Origin of the sequence: Yersinia entomophaga (genome assembly GCF_001656035.1) — a bacterium.
In the GTDB taxonomy this organism is placed as follows: Bacteria; Pseudomonadota; Gammaproteobacteria; order Enterobacterales; family Enterobacteriaceae; genus Yersinia; species Yersinia entomophaga.
The window spans coordinates 3390740-3408262 of the sequence record NZ_CP010029.1 but is presented as its reverse complement, the minus strand read 5'-3'; the positions used below and the strand labels follow the sequence as shown (position 1 = coordinate 3408262).

Here is a 17523-nt window from a genome sequence, read left to right as displayed (position 1 = left end):
GGAGATTGCCATGAGTAAATTCATGGTATTGGTCATTGATAGTTTTGGTATTGGAGAAATGCCGGATGTCCCGCTCGTCCGGCCGCAGGATATCGGTGCCAATACCTGCGGGCACATTCTTGAAACCCTTCCCGAATTATATTTACCCACGCTGGAAAAACTCGGTCTGATCAACTCATTAGGCTACGCTCCGAATTTAATGCAGCCCAATCCCGCCGCCGCCTTTGGTCGAATATTATTGCAACATGAAGGTGGCGATACCTTTATTGGCCATCAGGAAATTATGGGCACTTTACCTCTGCCACCGCTTTCTATGCCCTTCTCCGCCGTGATTGATGACGTCGCATCCCAGCTTACCGGCAACGGCTATCAGGTCGAACGCATAACCTTAAACAATCTGAGCTATTTATGGGTGAATCAGGGTGCGGCGATCGGCGATAATCTGGAAGCCGATTTAGGCCAGGTGTATAACATCAGCGCTGACTTCAATCGATTATCCTTCGAGCAGGTGCTAGCCATCGGTCAATTGGTTCGTGAAACTGTTAAAGTCGGGCGCGTTATCGCTTTTGGCGGCGATTTGCCGGATACCGCCGATCTGCTGCGGGCGGCGGAAAGTCGTGAAGGGAAATATATTGGTATCAATGCGCCAAATTCCGGTGTCTATCGACACAATTTTCGCGTCGCGCATTTGGGTTATGGTGTCGATGAACAGGTGCAGGCTCCAGCCATGTTATGGCAGCGACATATTCCTACTGTACTGATCGGTAAGGTTGCCGATATAGTAAGTAATTCTAATGGAATCAATTACGCGGGGATTGTCGATTCTCAGACCATTCTTGATATTATGCGCGACGAATTGCTCAAACCCGGAGACAGTTTTATCTGTACCAACATTCAGGAAACCGATCTGGCTGGTCATCAACAAGACACCCTGCGTTACGCCGACCGGCTGCAACTGGTAGACAGTGCGCTCAATCAGATAATCGCCGCAATGCAACCCGATGACGTCCTGGTTGTCATTGCCGACCACGGTAACGACCCAACCATCGGCCACGGCAAACACACCCGAGAACAAGTGCCACTGCTGGTTTATCAGCTCGGTCTTTCCGCCGTCGATCTGGGCACTCGCCTTACTTTATCCGACGTAGGTGCGACCGCCTGCGCGTTTTTCTCGGCGCCTATGCCGCAAAATGGCCAATCTTTTCTCACTCAACTGCGTCCATCGGTTTCCCGGAGCCTTTCCCAATGATTAACCCCAATGGCTATACCTACGCTCACGAACATCTGCATATTGATTTATCTGGTTTTAAAGACAACATCGACTGTCGTTTGGATCAATACGAGCCGATATGTCAGGAAATGCGCGAGCTGGTGAGCAAAGGCGTTAGCAATATTGTTGAGGTCACCAATAAATACATGGGGCGTAACCCGCAGTTCTTATTGAATCTGATGCGAGATAGTGGCATAAACATCATCGCTTCAACGGGTTACTACACCGATCATTTCTATCCTCAATTGGTGCGTGACAGCTCGGCGCAACAATTGGCGCAGTCCATGATCGATGAAATCGAAGTGGGCATTGATGGCACCGACCTGAAAGCCGGCGTTATCGCCGAGATTGGTACCAGTGAAAACTGTGTCACGGACAACGAGGCAAAAGTGTTTCACGCCGCCGCACTGGCGCACCATGCCACCGGTTTGGCTATTTCGACCCATACCAGCTTTAGCACTATGGGAATGCAGCAAATCGCGCTGCTGGAGCAATATGGCGTGCCGCTGGATCGGGTGGTTATCGGCCACTGCGATTTAAAAGAACAGCCGGATTTGATTTTGCAGATGATCGATAAGGGTGTGTACGTCCAGTTCGATACCATTGGTAAAAACAGCTATTTCCCGGATGAACGACGCATCGCCATGCTGGTTTATCTGGCTGAGCGCGGCGTCCTGGATAAAGTCATGCTTTCGATGGATATTACCCGCCGTTCTCATTTAAAAGCCAACGGTGGCACAGGTTTCAGTTATCTGGTTGATTCATTTATTCCAATGCTTTTGGCCGCAGGTATTTCACACCAGCAGGTGGAAATGATGCTGCGCCATAATCCAAACAAATTCTTCTCTACGCAAGGACAGTGACTATGAAAAAGATCGGCATCGTCGGGTTACAACGTGAGCTGATACGAGAACTGATCGATAAAACTGCGCCCGCCAGCTTTGAAACTTTTATTCTGACCGATATGGATGCAGCGGTAAAAGTGAAAGATGGGCAGCTGGATTATTATATTGGCGCATGTAATACCGGTGCCGGTGCAGCATTATCCATGGCAATAGCCATTATTGGTTATAACAAAAGCGCGACCATTGCCAAACCGGGTATCAAAGCCAAACCGGAACAGATCGAGAAATTCATTGCTGAAGGCAAAGTCGCCTTTGGTTTATCCGTGGAGCATATTGAACACGCCATTCCGCTGCTGATCACTCAGCTGCGCTAAGGGGATAACCGTGGATTACATTCATATCATCGTGGTTGCTTTGCTAACCGGGATGACCGCCCTGCTTTCTCACCGCTCCGTCGCGGTATTTCATGACGGTATCCGTCCGATTTTACCGCAGTTGGTAGAAGGTAATATGAGCCGCAGAGAAGCGGGCAGTATCGCTTTCGGCCTCAGCGTCGGCTTTATCGCTTCGGTTGGGATTTCCTTTACACTCTCCACCGGTTTACTGAACTCCTGGTTACTGTTCCTGCCGACTGACATCATCGGCGTGCTGGCGATCAACAGCTATCTGGCATTTGCTCTGGGTGCCGCCTGGGGCATTCTGGCGCTGACTTCACTGCCTGCGGTCAACACAGCGTTAACCTCTCTGCCAGTCAACTTTATCGGTTCGTTGGGTGAACTGAGCAGCCCAGTTATTTCTGCTTTTGCGCTGTTCCCACTGGTCGCTATTTTCTACCAGTTTGGCTGGAAAACTGCTGTAATTTCAGCAATTATCGTGCTGATGACCCGCTTGGTTATCACTCGTTTCACCGGCTTGTTCCCTGAATCCATCGAAATCTTCGTCGGCATGGTATTGCTCATCGGCATAGCTATTGCTCAGGATCTTCGCGCCAAAACCCACCTCGGCGGTGGTGGAGGACATTCCGTATTTGAGGAGCGAACCCAGAGGATAATCAAGAACCTGCCGCTATTGGCCATCGTCGGTGGGCTGATTTCCGCCGTCGCCAGTATGAAACTGTTTGCCGGCAGCGAAGTGTCGATTTATACGCTGGCGAAAGCCTATGCGCCGGGGATTACGCCGGAAGAGTCACTGTCACTGGTTCATCAGGCTTCATTGGCCGAATTTATGCGTGGCTTGGGCTTTGTGCCACTGATTGCCACCACTGCGCTCGCGACCGGCGTGTATGCGGTAGCCGGTTTCACCTTCGTCTTTGTAGTCGGTTACCTGATTCCGAACCCGCTGTTGGCGGCGTTGGTAGGTGCAGTCGTGATCTCGCTAGAAGTGCTGTTACTGCGCACTATAGGTAAATGGCTTGGCCGCTTCCCCTCAGTGCGTAACGCTTCGGATAATATCCGTAACGCTATGAATCTGTTGATGGAATATGCGTTACTGATCGGCGCTATTTTTGCTTCTATCAAAATGGCTGGCTATACCGGTTTCACTATTACCACAGCGTTGTACTTCCTGAATGAAGCTATTGGCCGCCCGGTAATGAAAATTGCAGCGCCTGTCGTTGCAGTGATTCTGGCGGGTATCTTGCTTAACCTGTTCTATTGGCTTGGATTGTTCGTCGTTCCGGTCTGATGGAAAACTCAGTGCACAGCGGATAAATGCCAGACAATCGTCAGCAAGCTACTCGCAACGTCGATTAGCATTCAATTAGTGGTAAAAAAAGAACCCCATAAATGGGGTTCTTTTCGATGATACGACCTGATTTTAATGTTTTCGATTTAGTATCAGTTAGATAGCTTCTTCATCCTGCTCACCGGTACGAATACGTACCACGCGCGCGACATCAAACACAAAAATCTTACCGTCGCCGATCTTGCCGGTTTGAGCCGTTTGCATAATGGCTTCTACGCAGGTATCCACGATATCATCCGCAACGACAATTTCGATTTTAACCTTAGGTAAAAAATCCACCATATACTCAGCCCCGCGGTACAGCTCGGTATGGCCTTTCTGGCGACCGAAGCCTTTCACTTCGGTAACCGTCATCCCGGTAATGCCCACTTCAGCTAAAGCTTCGCGGACGTCATCCAGTTTGAACGGTTTAATAATCGCGTCAATTTTCTTCATGATGGCGAATTCCTGTTTTACCAATTTTTGCGGCCAAAGCCGGATGTGATCGGATAGCGTCTATCCTTGCCGAAACTACGAGCGGTAATGCGCGGCCCAACAGCCGACTGACGCCGTTTATATTCGTTAATATCTACCAGACGAATGACCTTGCGCACAATAGCCTCGTCAAAGCCTTCAGCCACCAAATCGGCTACCGACTTATCATGTTCAACGTAGCCTTCCAGAATCGCATCGAGAATGTCGTAAGGCGGCAGGCTGTCCTGATCTAACTGATCCGGCGCCAGTTCGGCGGACGGCGGACGATCGATAACCCGCTGCGGGATCACGTAAGAAACGGTATTGCGATATTCGCACAGCTTAAATACCAGCGTTTTAGGTACGTCTTTCAGCACGTCAAAGCCACCCGCCATATCACCGTACAGCGTGGCATAACCGACAGCCATTTCGCTTTTATTACCAGTAGTCAGCACAATGCTGCGGCGTTTATTTGATAATGCCATCAGCACCACGCCACGGCAGCGCGCCTGTAAATTTTCTTCGGTGGTGTCTTTTTCAGTACCGGCAAACATCGGCGCCAGTTGTCCCATAAAAGCATCAAACATCGGTTCGATAGATAGAATATCGAATTCGATACCCAGGATTTCAGCCTCTTCCTTCGCATCGGCAATACTGATGTCTGCGGTATAGCGGAACGGCATCATTAACGCCTGAACCTTCTCTTTACCCAGCGCATCTACGGCAATCGCTAGCGTAAGCGCCGAATCTATACCGCCAGAAAGGCCGAGTACCGCGCCTTTAAAGCCGTTCTTGGTCACATAATCACGCACTGCCAGCACCAGAGCTTCATACACTTCAGCCAGCGGAGACAACCCCGCCGCCGGTGCCGCCATGGGCTCGACGACCAAATCCTGGAAGCGGCATAGCGTCGTTTGCTCCGCAAAGGCGGCCAGACGATGCGTCATATTACCTTTAGAATCAAACACTTTTGAACAACCGTCGAAAATCAGCTCATCCTGACCGCCCACCTGATTCAAATAAATCAGCGGCAAATCGGTACGCTGGCAATGGGAAGCCATCAGCGTTTTGCGAATATAAGGTTTTTCACGGTTATACGGCGAGGCGTTAATCGACAGCAGCAGCTCTGCACCTGCAGCTTTCGCAGCGTCTACCGGCTGGTTGAACCACAGATCTTCACAGATTAATAGCCCTAAACGATAGCCTTTCAGCTCAACCACGCAGCTTTCATTGCCAGGAGTGAAATAACGTTTTTCATCAAACACGCCGTAGTTAGGCAACTGTTGTTTGAAGTAGCGACCAAGCAATTTACCTTCGGAGAACAGTGACAGGGCGTTGTACAGCTTATTCCCTTCACGCCACGGATGCCCTACCAGAACCGCCGTCTTTTGCGCTGCGGCCTGTAAACGGTCTAACTGTGCCTCACAGCGCAGGTAGAAATCATCCCGATACAGTAAATCTTCCGGTGGATAGCCCGACAGTGCCAGTTCGGAAAACATGACCAGATCGGCACCGGCCTTTTGCTGCTCATGTAAGGTTTGCAACATACGCTCGGTGTTGCCTTCAATATCGCCAACCAGCAGATTAAGCTGGGCTAACGCAATGGAAAGTGTTCTGTTCATATTGGTTTCAATTCTGCTATGCCACAACAAAGACCGAAGTGTAAATCATTCCCGGTCATTTGTTTAGAACCCGCCGAACGCCTTTTCCAATCGGGTTCCGAGGAAAGAAAGCACTATTCTTTGAAATCGTTGGCGTCCAATTCATGGCGCGACAACAATTTATAGAATTCAGTGCGGTTACGGCCTGCCATTCGCGCCGCCTGGGTAACGTTACCCTTGGTAATTTGCAGCAGTTTACGCAAATAGTTCAGCTCAAACTGGTTACGCGCTTCAACAAAAGTCGGTAAAGCGGTGTTTTCCCCTTCCAGCGCCTGCTCGACCAACGCTTCGCTGATAACCGGCGCCGAGGTCAAAGCAACACACTGCTCTATGACGTTAACCAATTGACGCACGTTGCCCGGCCAGCTGGCGGTCATCAGTCGTTTCATCGCATCGGTGGAGAAACTGCGCACAAAAGGTTTATGCCGTTTGGCGGATTCACGTAGCAGATGATTAGCCAGTAGCGGAATATCTTCCGCTCGCTCATTCAGCGCCGGAATTTTCAGGTTCACGACGTTTAAACGGTAGTAAAGATCTTCACGGAATTCATTTTTTGCCATCGCTTTCGGCAAATCACGGTGAGTTGCCGAGATAATCCGCACGTTGATATCCAAATCTCGGTTGCTGCCCAAAGGACGAACCTTGCGCTCTTGCAGCACTCGCAGCAGTTTTACCTGCAATGATAAGGGCATATCGCCGATTTCGTCGAGGAACAGCGTCCCACCTTCCGCAGCCTGAAATAGGCCTTCCCGGCTACTTACCGCGCCGGTAAATGCCCCTTTAGCATGACCAAAGAGTTCAGACTCCAATAATTGCTCCGGTAAAGCACCGCAGTTTATGGCAATAAAGGCTTTTTTAGCGCGCGGACTGGCGCCGTGGATTGCCTGCGCCAACACTTCCTTACCGGTACCGCTTTGCCCATTAATCAACACGCTAACGTCAGATTGGGCCACCATTTTAGCCTGCTCCAATAAACGCAGCATCAGCGGACTACGGGTCACTATGGCTTCTCGCCAGCTATCATCACCGGCAGGAATGGAAAGTTCGAGCGCGGCATCAATAGCTTTATACAGTGCGTCGCGATCGACTGGCTTGGTCAGGAAGCTGAATACGCCCTGCTGAGTGGCGGCAACGGCGTCAGGAATAGAACCGTGCGCGGTCAGAATAATCACCGGCATACCCGGCTGATATTTTTGGATTTCGGCAAATAATGCCATACCATCCATTTCATCCATGCGTAAATCGCTGATCACCAAGTCGATTTTCTCGCGCATCAATAAGCGCAGGGCTTCCTGACCGCTTTCAGCCGTGGTGACATGGAAACCTTCACTTGTCAGACGCATTCCCAGCAGCTTGAGCAGGCTGGGATCATCGTCAACCAGCAGTAGATTGGCCGGTTTGCGTGGTGTCATGTGGCTCGGACTCCTTTTTGGAAGCGGGTGACGGCTGGGTGGCCGGAGGCGAGTAGGTTTCTGCCGGTTTGGCCTCCGGCGCTGTTACCGGAGTGGTCGGCTGAGCTGCGGGTTCCACTGGCTTGGCCGATTTTTCTGCCGCAGGTTTGGTTTCTGTTGGCTTGGTTTCCACCGGCTTGGTTTCTATCGATTTTGTTTCTACCGATCTTGCCTCTACCGACTTTTTCTCTGCCGCTTTCTCTTCTTTCATTTCAGCCGCTTTGGCCGGCTCTGGATTAGACCCAGCGGCGGCTTTGATTTCTGCCTCAGGCTCAGAAATTTCATTTTGCAGTTGTTTACGTGAAGAAAGCTGACGCTCGATATCGGTCAGGTTTTCCAGCTTACGGGTGGTGTCCTGTAAATGATATTGCAGACGCACCTGACTTTCCCTCAGGCGATCAATCTGGCTGTCCGATTCATCCTGTAAACGTTGATAACGGGCACGTTCTTCGGAAAGAGCAATACGCAGCACTTGCTGTTCCCGCCATAGCTGAATCAGCGGGCGCAGAGAACCGGGGAAAGTCTGGCTATAGCTATTTAGACGCTCAACGATCTGACGACGCTCGGCCATTGATGGATCAGCACTGCCGATCAAAATGCCCTGCTTAAACGCCGTTGACCAGGATAGGGTTTGCATAGATTTGGCCAAGGCTCTGGACTGCGCGGTGCTTAAACGCTCGGCACAGTCCATCGCTCTCAGCCAATAAAGCGAATTCTCCAGAACTTCTTTATCTTCGATATCCCACAGCGTGTCACATTGAGCGGTGCGGTAATCCACAATTTTGCTTTCGGGAATCACCAACTGCACCGCATGGGAAAAGCGTCCGTTGGCGGAACGATCGATACATCCACTCAATAGTAGTGGGGCAAGTAACAGCGTCCCCAAAAAAGCGGCCTTACGATAAGATGGCGTTGCGACAGCCTCCAGGGCGGAGCGCGGCAAAGATTCGGTCTTTTTAAAAAAGCGACTGACAGACCACTTGTACATTATTTATTCATTCTCGGCGGTTAATGGCAATTCAATGCGGAAACAGACGGCTGCATCATCCTGTTCTACCAGATGCAGTTCGCCCTGCATACGTCTGATGCAATCCTGAGCAATGCTCAGTCCCAGTCCACTTCCCTTAACGGCCCCTTTTCGCTGATGGCTTCCCTGGAAAAAAGGCTCAAATATCATGGTTTCTTCGGCTAGCGGAATCGGAGTGCCAGTATTAGCGACATCAATTTGTACCCGATTTCCCACCTGACGGCTGCGGATCCAAATGGTACCGGATTCCTCGCCATAGTGCACCGCATTGGAGTAGAGATTATCGAGAACTCGCATTAATAATGTGGGTTCAGCCCAGCAGATATCCGCTTGCAGATCGACCTCGGTACGAATTTGCTTGGCTCTGGCTGGCAAACTATGGGCAGAAATAACCCCTTCAACCACTTCCAACAGTTCGACATTTTCATGCTCGCCAGAGCCGTCTGCCAGCTTACGGTTATAATCCAGCAATTGTTCAATGAGTTGCTGTAAATGGCGGCTACTGTTATCCAAAATGGCTACCACCTCCTTTTGATCTTGCGTCAACGGCCCGGCGACCTCGTCAGCCAGTAATTCCGTTCCTTCACGCATACTGGCTAACGGCGTTTTCAGTTCGTGAGAAATATGGCGTAAAAACTCGTGTCGCTGGGATTCCAGCCACGCCAGACGCTCACTGAGCCAGATAATCCGCTGCGCCAGTGAACGCAACTCACGCGGCCCTTTAAACAACGCTGTATTGCCTAGCGCTCGCCCTTCTCCCAGGCGATTAATCATACGCTCGATTCCCTTCACCGGGCCGATAATCATGCGGGTGAATAGCACCACCAGAATCACGCTGACCAAAAATAGCAACAACGCCTGCCAGCCAAAAAACTGTCCGCGTTCAGCAATATCCTGCTGCAACTGCTGACCACGAGAGAAAATACTGTCACGAGTGGCCTGAACCATTTCGGCGTTAGAGCGAGAAAAACCTTCCAGTTGCTCCGAAGATTGCGCATCTGGCCCACTGTTCTGGCACTTTATTTCTTCCAACTGAGTGAGTAAGCCACGTAAAGTCTGATAATAGTGGGCGTCAGGCAAGATCGAACCATGGCTATCCAGCATTTGGGCATACTGTTTACGCTGGTGTTGATACAGCTTGGCAAGTGTCGGATCGCCCAATACGCAAAACTGGCGATAGCTACGCTCCATTTCCAGAGCAATGCTGGTCATAGCTTCGCTGCGCCGGGCGTCCGCCAGCGTGGTACGGTTGATATCTGCCGCCTGCTCGCTTAAATGATCCAAACTTTGGTAAGCCTGATAAGCCAGTACCAGCAAGGGTAAAAGCACCAACAGAAACGCCATCAGTACCAGCTGACGCAACGAACGAGGGAATAAACGCCATCTTTTCAACGAAATCATCTCATTACCTATTATTCTGCTTTGATGCTAACCGACTCTCAGAGGATTACAATGTCTGTTACCGCATAAATCCCGCACTATTTCATCAACAAATCATCGACCGCTGATTTTCGAGCAAAAAAAAAGCACCTGCTATGAGCAAAGTGCTTAATTTTAATAGGAAACTGGTTTCCACAATTTTGATTCATCGATGCGATCAGCCTGTTGTATCAACACTCAATCGAATGAGAAATGATTGCGATATCGATGTTTGAACGAATCTGAAGGTATTGCTGATTTGCTTAACAGGGGCAATAACACTATTGCCCCCATTAGCAAGAATATGTGGATGCCCTGAAAATCGCCTCCAGTTTGATGAGCCGAAGCAATCATCGGGGGGATGAGACGAATAGCATCCAAACATGTCCAATATTGATGAACCCTTCATCACAGTAGGACATAGGCGGTGCCTCACTCAACGTGTCGTCCGATGCTTGATAAAGCGCTTGCGCGGCAATATCGGTTTAGGTGGACGATAGGCACCATTCTTAGGCGTCATTCGATGGCTTATGAAGCGCATATTCCGCTTAACTGCGGGGCTGTCATAAAAAGGTGAATGAGCAACTGATTAAGATAATGCAGTTACCGTGCCAACTTTAAAATAAAAATACTAAGACATTGAAAATAAACAGTTATTTAAATAATTCATAATTATAACTTAAAAACAACGGTTAAACAGTTAACGCGTTATTAGCCTTCTGTCTCTAATTCACGACACCCAAAAGCATCAATAATAAAAACATTAAAAATCATGAAGTTATATGTCTCCTATTTGAGACACCGCTTTATGCTGTTGTCGCAATTTACCGACACAAAAATAAAAATATATATTTTTCAACAAATTGAGATCTTCATCTCATGTGGGAATTCATCAAACCTAATCTCGTTACTTATAAATAATGATATTTCATAGATAAGGAAAATTTGTCAGCATCATAGCCAGATGCCCGCGCAAAGAGTTGCTGTCGGCGGTTGCTGTCGACGAAGGAACCCATCGCTAGCTCGGAACAAAGCTCCGCATCCGGCGAGGCAAAAAATGGCTGCTCTACCTCGCAGCCAGAGAACCCGATGCCAACAGAGAGTTAACTGATTAATGAACAATTTAATGCAGTGTCTTAATGCAGTGTCGAATACAAGAGGACGAACTATGAGTGGACATCTGTAATTAGATTTCGGCTAGTTTCCAATACGAAAAATATCAGTTTTGAAAACACAATGAATTTTATACTACTTCACAGCCAAACATCTTTATAACCAGACAGTCTGAATCTTAATTAACATAAAATTACATAGGGATTTTCATAGCTATGAAAACCTGAAATAGAACGCAACGCTTCATAATATTCACCGAAAAAAATCACTATCAGTAATAAAAGTGCCACTCATGTTATCCATGACGCAGATAACACAGGAGGATGTATGACGGTAAATAAACTCGGATTTTTGTGTTCGACCTTAATCATTTTATCTGCCACCGCCTTTGCCAATGATGTAACTCGCACTCGCCAAGACATTCGCTCGACCGTCATCAGTACCGGGCAATTGGCTATGTTACCGGCCATTTCAGGGATTAGGCCGTTATCTCATATCAGTTATATTCCTGACTTTGAAATAACAGACCTACATTATTATTACAGTCAAGAAGCTGCGGAATATAAAATTAAATTCGACTTTGAAGCCCATGGCAGACTGAACTATTACATTTATGTCGTCAACAGCAATAACGCAGAGCTAATCAGCATTAATGGTTTTATTAATAATGACAAGATACCAATAAGAATCAAAATGCACAATATTCAACCAGGAACATATAGGTTAATTATTGAAGTCTTAGATAATAATAAAGAAATGAAAGAAATAAGCTATAGCTTCACGGTGTGATAAGAAATTGGGACCGATTCAGACAAACCAAACGTCAATCAATATCGATAAGTGATATCGATAAGCAAAAGGGGGCATTTCGCCCCCCTTAGATATTTAAACCAACGGATCGTTAGCCTAACTGTTTACGCGCATTACGGAACATACGCATCCACGGACTATCTTCGCCCCACTCTTCCGGATGCCACGAATTGCTCACGGTGCGGAAAACACGCTCTGGATGCGGCATCATCACCGTGGCACGGCCACTGGCGCTGGTGACAGCGGTAATACCGTTCACTGAGCCATTAGGGTTAGCCGGATACTGCTCGGTCACTTCACCCTTATTATTCACAAAGCGCAGCGCCACCAGATTGTGCTGTTCCAAAGCGGCCAGATGCTGCCGATCGCGCACTTCAACCTGCCCTTCACCATGCGAAACCGCAATAGGCATACGAGAACCAACCATATCCTGCATAAACAGTGACGGGCTGTCAGCCACCTCAACCAGACTGAAACGCGCTTCAAAGCGGTCAGACTGGTTGCGTACAAAGCGTGGCCAATGTTCTGCCCCCGGAATCAGTTCCCGCAGGTTAGACATCATCTGACAGCCGTTACACACGCCCAGCGCCAGGGTTTCCGGACGCAGGAAGAACTCGGCAAATTCATCGCGTACGCGGTTATTAAACAGGATAGACTTGGCCCAGCCTTCGCCAGCACCCAATACATCACCGTAAGAGAAACCGCCACAGGCTACCAGGGTCTGAAAACCTCGCAGATCGATGCGACCAGCCAGCAAATCGCTCATATGCACGTCTACCGCATCAAAACCGGCGCGGTGGAAAGCTGCCGCCATCTCAACATGAGAGTTAACGCCCTGCTCACGCAAAACGGCCACTTTCGGACGAACCTGTTTAAGAATATAAGGCGCAGCAATATCCTCCTGAGGTTCAAAGGTCAGTTTCACATTCAGGCCAGGGTCCTGCTCATTCTGCTTGGCTTGATGTTCCTGATCGGCGCAGTCTGGGTTATCGCGCAGGCGCTGCATCTGCCAGGTGGTTTCTGCCCACCACAGACGCAGAGTGCTGCGTTTTTCACGATAAACCGTGTCGTTTCCACTGCGGATCACGAAATCGTCTCCGACGGTCGCGCGTCCTAAGTAATGCACGCACTCTGCCAGCCCCTGTTTAGCGAACAGTTGTTCAACGGCCGCGCGGTGCTCGGCGCGAATCTGAATCACCGCCCCCAGTTCTTCATTGAACAAGGCAGCCAGCGCATCCTGACCCAAAGCCTGAATATCCACTTCGGCACCACAGTGACCGGCAAAGGCCATTTCAGCCAGAGTCACCAACAGGCCGCCGTCAGAGCGGTCGTGATAAGCCAGCAAGGTCTGATCGGCTACCAGTGACTGCATGGCGTTAAAGAAGCCAGCCAGCTGCTCCACGTTGCGCACATCGGCCGTTTTGTCACCGAGCTGACGATAAACCTGCGCCAGTGCCGTAGCCCCCAAAGCATTGTGACCAGCGCCTAAATCGATCAGTAACAACGCATTGTCACCTTTATCGGTACGCAACTGCGGCGTAACCGTATGACGCACGTCTTCGATTCGGGCAAAGGCGGTAATCACCAGCGACAGCGGAGAAGTCATTTCGCGCTGTTCGCCATCCTGCTGCCAGCGGGTTTTCATCGACATAGAGTCTTTGCCCACTGGAATAGTGATACCCAACGCCGGGCAAAGTTCTTCACCCACGGCGCGCACCGCCTCGTACAAACCGGCGTCCTCACCGGGATGACCGGCAGCGGACATCCAGTTTGCCGACAGTTTAATGCGTTTCATTTCGCCGATTTGCGTCGCGGCAATGTTAGTCAGCGCCTCACCCACCGCCAAACGCGCGGAAGCGGCAAAGTCCAGCAAGGCTACCGGCGCACGTTCCCCAATAGACATGGCTTCGCCGTAATAGCTATCCAGACTGGCGCTGGTCACCGCACAGTCGGCAACCGGAATCTGCCAAGGCCCCACCATCTGATCGCGAGTCACCATGCCGGTGACGGTGCGGTCACCAATGGTGATCAGGAAGGTTTTTTCTGCGACCGCTGGCAGATGCATCACGCGTTTTACCGCATCGGCAATGCTAATTTCAGCACGATTCAACGCTTCGCCCTGCGCCTGCTGGCTGGTGACATCCCGCAGCATTTTAGGCGTTTTGCCCAGCAGCACATCCAGCGGCATATCGATAGGCTGGTTGCCGAAATGGCTATCGTTCAGTGTCAAATGCAGTTCTTCCGTCGCTTCACCGATCACCGCATAGGGTGCGCGTTCACGTCGGCAGATTTCATCAAACTGCGCCATTTGCGCTGGCGCTACCGCCATCACATAGCGTTCCTGAGATTCATTACACCAGACTTCCAGCGGGCTCATCCCCGGCTCATCGTTCAGAATGTCCCGCAGCTCAAAGCGACCACCGCGGCCGCCGTCGCTCACCAGCTCTGGCATCGCGTTGGAAAGACCGCCGGCACCGACGTCATGAATAAACAGAATCGGGTTCTGCTCGCCCAACTGCCAGCAGCGATCGATCACTTCCTGACAGCGACGCTCCATTTCCGGGTTGTCGCGCTGTACTGAGGCAAAATCCAAATCCGCATCGGACTGGCCGGACGCCATGGAAGATGCCGCGCCACCGCCCAAACCGATATTCATCGCCGGGCCACCTAGCACCACCAGTTTGGCACCAACGGTAATTTCGCCTTTCTGAACGTGATCGGCACGAATATTACCGATACCGCCCGCCAGCATGATCGGCTTATGGTAGCCGCGCAGTTCGCTGCCGTTATGGCTATTGACCCGCTCTTCATAGGTACGGAAATACCCCAGCAGGGCCGGACGACCAAATTCGTTGTTGAACGCCGCGCCACCCAGTGGACCCTCGGTCATGATATCCAGCGCCGTCACAATGCGGTCTGGCTTACCGAAATCTTCTTCCCAAGGCTGTTCAAAACCGGGAATACGCAGGTTAGATACCGAGAAACCGACCAGACCGGCTTTCGGTTTAGCACCGCGCCCGGTGGCACCTTCATCACGAATTTCGCCGCCAGAACCGGTTGCGGCACCCGGCCAAGGAGAAATCGCCGTCGGGTGGTTATGAGTTTCAACTTTCATCAGGATATGCGCATCTTCCTGATGATAATCATAAACACCGTTTTCCGGCGCGGGGAAGAAACGCCCAACCTGCGAACCGGCCATTACCGCCGCGTTGTCTTTATAAGCAGACAGCACGTAATCCGGGGTTTGTTCGAAAGTGTTCTTAATCATTTTGAACAGCGTTTTCGGCTGAGCCACGCCGTCGATCACCCAATCAGCGTTAAAGATTTTATGACGACAGTGCTCGGAGTTCGCCTGCGCAAACATATACAGCTCAATATCCGTCGGGTTGCGCCCCAAACCGGTAAAGGCATTCAGCAGGTAATCAATTTCGTCTTCCGCCAGTGCCAGACCCAGCTTGATATTAGCCTGCTTCAGCGCTGCGCGGCCTTCGCCCAGAATATCTACCCGCTGAACCGGCGCAGGGTGCTGATGAGCAAACAGCTGCTCTGCCTGCTGCAAATCGGTAAATACCGTTTCCATCATGCGGTCGTGCAACAAAGCGACCAACTGCTGCCACTGGGTTTCGGTCAGCTCTGGCGCATCAATATAGAAGGCCAGACCGCGTTCCAGACGTAAAACCTGAGACAAGCCGCAGTTATGGGCAATATCGGTCGCCTTGGAAGACCAGGGAGAAATCGTGCCCGGCCGCGGCGTGACCAGCAGCAAACGCCCTTGAGGGGCATGTTCAGGGAGAGAAGGACCATACTGGAGAAGTCGTTGGAGTTTGGCGTGCTCATCAGCGCGAAGAGGCGCGCTAACGTCGGCAAAATGAATATATTCGGCGTAGATATCACTCACCGGCAGGTGAGCGTCCTGGCAACGGGACAGCAATTTGGTAATGCGAAAAGCCGACAAAGCGGGCGAACCACGCAGTATTTCCATAATCTAAGTTTCTCTCGTCTTCGAAGCAGCTGGAACAGCACTTCATTGGGCGCAACAGGGGAAAACGCGCGCCATTATAGAGAATCTCGGCCTCCGACGAAACCGTTTGCGTATCTATTATTGATAATAGCGCGAGAAGTCGTCGAATTATCATAAAGTGTCAATAAAGTTGCACACTGGCGTTTTGTTGCGCAAAATGCCCCCGCACTGGGGATTTAACCATGTTAAATCGCCCTTATATATAACGCACAACCCCGCGCTGCCGAGAGACAACTATTTGACGCGCCTTAAATTAAATTATTTTTTTATCGGTGTTGTTACCTTGCTTCTGGCTCTTGCGCTATGGCCGAATATTTCCTGGCGCAACGGTCAGGAGGGACAACTCGACCAGATCAAAGCCCGCGGAGAGCTTCGTATCAGTACGATGAACTCACCGCTGATCTACACCCCAGGTAAAGATGGCCCTACCGGTCTTGACTACGAACTAGCAAAGCGCTTCGCAGATTATCTCGGCGTGAAGCTGGTGGTTACGACCCGTAACAATATCGATGACCTGTTCGAAGATCTGGACAACAACGACGCCGACCTGCTGGCCGCAGGCCTGATTTATAACAGTGAACGCCTGAATCGGGCGCGCACCGGCCCCGCATACTATTCGGTTTCCCAACAGTTGGTGTATCGGTTGGGCAAAACCCGCCCAAAAACCTTTAACGATCTGCAAGGGCAACTGACCGTGGCCGCCGGTTCTGCGCACATGGCGGCGCTAAAACAGCTAAAACAGGGCAAGTACCCGAATTTGAGCTGGGAGTCCTCAACCGATCGCTCGGCTAAAGAACTCTTAGAGCAGGTGGCCGATGGCAAGCTGGATTACACTATAGGCGATTCCATCACTATTGCCCTGTTGCAGCGCATCCACCCGCAGTTAGCGGTAGCTTTCGATGTTACCGATGAAGAACCGGTCACCTGGTACTTTAAGCGTAGCGATGATGACAGCCTGTATGCCGCACTGCTGGATTTTTACAGCCAAATGGTTGAAGACGGCAGTCTGGCGCGCTTAGAAGAAAAATATCTGGGCCACGTTGGCAGCTTCGATTATGTGGATACCAAAACCTTCCTAAGAGCCATAGACACGGTATTGCCAACCTTCCAGCCGCTGTTTGAGAAGCACGCCGGTGAAATCGACTGGAAGCTGCTAGCGGCCATCGCCTATCAGGAATCACACTGGAATCCCGAGGCGACCTCACCAACCGGCGTCAGAGGCCTGATGATGCTAACCCGCGCCACTGCAGACGGTTTGGGCGTAAAAGACCGTCTGGACCCTGAGGAAAGCATCAAAGGCGGATCGGTATATCTGCAACGTTTGATGAAAAAGATCCCGGAAACGGTGCCGGAAGACGAGCGGATTTGGTTTGCATTGGCGGCTTATAATATGGGTTATGGTCATATGCTGGATGCCCGTAAACTGACCAAAAGCCAGAACGGTAATCCAGATAGCTGGGTAGATGTAAAAATGCGTTTGCCGATGCTGAGCCAGAAGCGCTATTACCCGAGTACGACTTACGGCTATGCCCGTGGGCATGAGGCTTATAACTACGTGGAAAACATCCGGCGCTATCAGGTCAGTTTGGTGGGTTATTTGCAGGATAAAGAGAAAAAAGCCGCGCAAAGTGCGGCTATCGAAGCTGAATTAGGCAAAGCCTATCCGGTGGTTGGGCCGGGCTGGTCGATTAATAACTGACCGATTCAAGG

At 50.5% G+C, this 17523-nt stretch carries 12 protein-coding genes; 6 read left to right on the top strand and 6 right to left on the bottom strand.

The features are described from left to right. The first annotated feature begins 10 nt into the window (after positions 1-10). Genes PL78_RS15415 through PL78_RS15400 form a run of 4 tightly spaced genes read left to right on the top strand, consistent with a single transcriptional unit; the run spans position 11 to position 3798 of the window. The gene (locus PL78_RS15415; protein ID WP_064516827.1) at positions 11-1249 is read left to right on the top strand and encodes a phosphopentomutase; all 1239 of its coding nucleotides are present in this window, start codon (positions 11-13) and stop codon (positions 1247-1249) included. Then, positions 1246-2133, top strand: a complete 888-nt coding sequence (locus PL78_RS15410; protein ID WP_064516825.1) for a phosphotriesterase-related protein — start codon at positions 1246-1248, stop codon at positions 2131-2133. Before PL78_RS15415 ends, PL78_RS15410 begins: the two co-directional genes overlap by 4 nt. A gap of 2 nt (positions 2134-2135) precedes the next feature. After that, a complete protein-coding gene (locus PL78_RS15405) occupies positions 2136-2489 on the top strand; it encodes a DUF2620 domain-containing protein (RefSeq protein WP_049601783.1) in 354 nt (117 codons plus the stop codon). A 10-nt stretch (positions 2490-2499) separates the two neighbouring features. Further along, the gene (locus PL78_RS15400) at positions 2500-3798 is read left to right on the top strand and encodes a YhfT family protein (RefSeq protein ID WP_071925602.1); all 1299 of its coding nucleotides are present in this window, start codon (positions 2500-2502) and stop codon (positions 3796-3798) included. Between the two features lie 156 nt (positions 3799-3954). Here PL78_RS15400 and glnB read toward each other — a convergent pair whose 3' ends face one another. From glnB to PL78_RS15375, 5 genes are all read right to left on the bottom strand, one after another. Then, the gene (gene glnB, locus PL78_RS15395; protein WP_004718065.1) at positions 3955-4293 is read right to left on the bottom strand and encodes a nitrogen regulatory protein P-II; all 339 of its coding nucleotides are present in this window, start codon (positions 4291-4293) and stop codon (positions 3955-3957) included. Positions 4294-4310: 17 nt separating this feature from the next. Then, positions 4311-5933, bottom strand: coding sequence for an NAD+ synthase (locus PL78_RS15390; protein ID WP_064516823.1), 1623 nt, complete (start codon positions 5931-5933; stop codon positions 4311-4313). Positions 5934-6046: 113 nt separating this feature from the next. Further along, positions 6047-7384 carry a two-component system response regulator GlrR gene (glrR, locus tag PL78_RS15385; RefSeq protein ID WP_064516821.1) on the bottom strand — a complete coding sequence of 446 codons (1338 nt, stop codon included), beginning with the start codon at positions 7382-7384 and terminating at the stop codon, positions 6047-6049. After that, positions 7347-8411 carry a two-component system QseEF-associated lipoprotein QseG gene (qseG, locus tag PL78_RS15380; protein WP_064516819.1) on the bottom strand — a complete coding sequence of 355 codons (1065 nt, stop codon included), beginning with the start codon at positions 8409-8411 and terminating at the stop codon, positions 7347-7349. Before qseG ends, glrR begins: the two co-directional genes overlap by 38 nt. Before the next feature lie 3 nt (positions 8412-8414). After that, on the bottom strand, positions 8415-9851 hold the full coding sequence (locus PL78_RS15375; protein ID WP_064516817.1) for a sensor histidine kinase: 1437 nt from the start codon (positions 9849-9851) through the stop codon (positions 8415-8417). A gap of 1458 nt (positions 9852-11309) precedes the next feature. On the opposite strand from PL78_RS15375, the gene PL78_RS15370 reads away from it, so the two are divergent. Continuing rightward, entirely contained in the window at positions 11310-11771 is a 462-nt protein-coding gene (locus PL78_RS15370) for a hypothetical protein (protein ID WP_064516815.1), read from the top strand. Between the two features lie 112 nt (positions 11772-11883). Here the strand turns inward: PL78_RS15370 and purL are convergent, their stop codons facing one another. Beyond that, on the bottom strand, positions 11884-15774 hold the full coding sequence (gene purL / locus PL78_RS15365; RefSeq protein ID WP_064516813.1) for a phosphoribosylformylglycinamidine synthase: 3891 nt from the start codon (positions 15772-15774) through the stop codon (positions 11884-11886). 277 nt (positions 15775-16051) lie between these two features. Between purL and mltF the strand changes: the two genes are divergently transcribed. Beyond that, positions 16052-17512, top strand: a complete 1461-nt coding sequence (gene mltF / locus PL78_RS15360) for a membrane-bound lytic murein transglycosylase MltF (protein ID WP_064516812.1) — start codon at positions 16052-16054, stop codon at positions 17510-17512. Positions 17513-17523: the final 11 nt, after the last annotated feature.

Excerpts from the sequence above, each read along its gene's own strand:
- PL78_RS15415 (WP_064516827.1), top strand. The coding sequence starts at position 11 with ATGAGTAAATTCATGGTATTGGTCATTGATAGTTTTGGTATTGGAGAA.
- PL78_RS15410 (WP_064516825.1), top strand. The coding sequence starts at position 1,246 with ATGATTAACCCCAATGGCTATACCTACGCTCACGAACATCTGCATATT.
- PL78_RS15405 (WP_049601783.1), top strand. The coding sequence starts at position 2,136 with ATGAAAAAGATCGGCATCGTCGGGTTACAACGTGAGCTGATACGAGAA.
- glnB (WP_004718065.1), bottom strand. The coding sequence starts at position 4,293 with ATGAAGAAAATTGACGCGATTATTAAACCGTTCAAACTGGATGACGTC.
- PL78_RS15390 (WP_064516823.1), bottom strand. The coding sequence starts at position 5,933 with ATGAACAGAACACTTTCCATTGCGTTAGCCCAGCTTAATCTGCTGGTT.
- glrR (WP_064516821.1), bottom strand. The coding sequence starts at position 7,384 with ATGACACCACGCAAACCGGCCAATCTACTGCTGGTTGACGATGATCCC.
- qseG (WP_064516819.1), bottom strand. The coding sequence starts at position 8,411 with ATGTACAAGTGGTCTGTCAGTCGCTTTTTTAAAAAGACCGAATCTTTG.
- PL78_RS15375 (WP_064516817.1), bottom strand. The coding sequence starts at position 9,851 with ATGATTTCGTTGAAAAGATGGCGTTTATTCCCTCGTTCGTTGCGTCAG.
- PL78_RS15370 (WP_064516815.1), top strand. The coding sequence starts at position 11,310 with ATGACGGTAAATAAACTCGGATTTTTGTGTTCGACCTTAATCATTTTA.
- purL (WP_064516813.1), bottom strand. The coding sequence starts at position 15,774 with ATGGAAATACTGCGTGGTTCGCCCGCTTTGTCGGCTTTTCGCATTACC.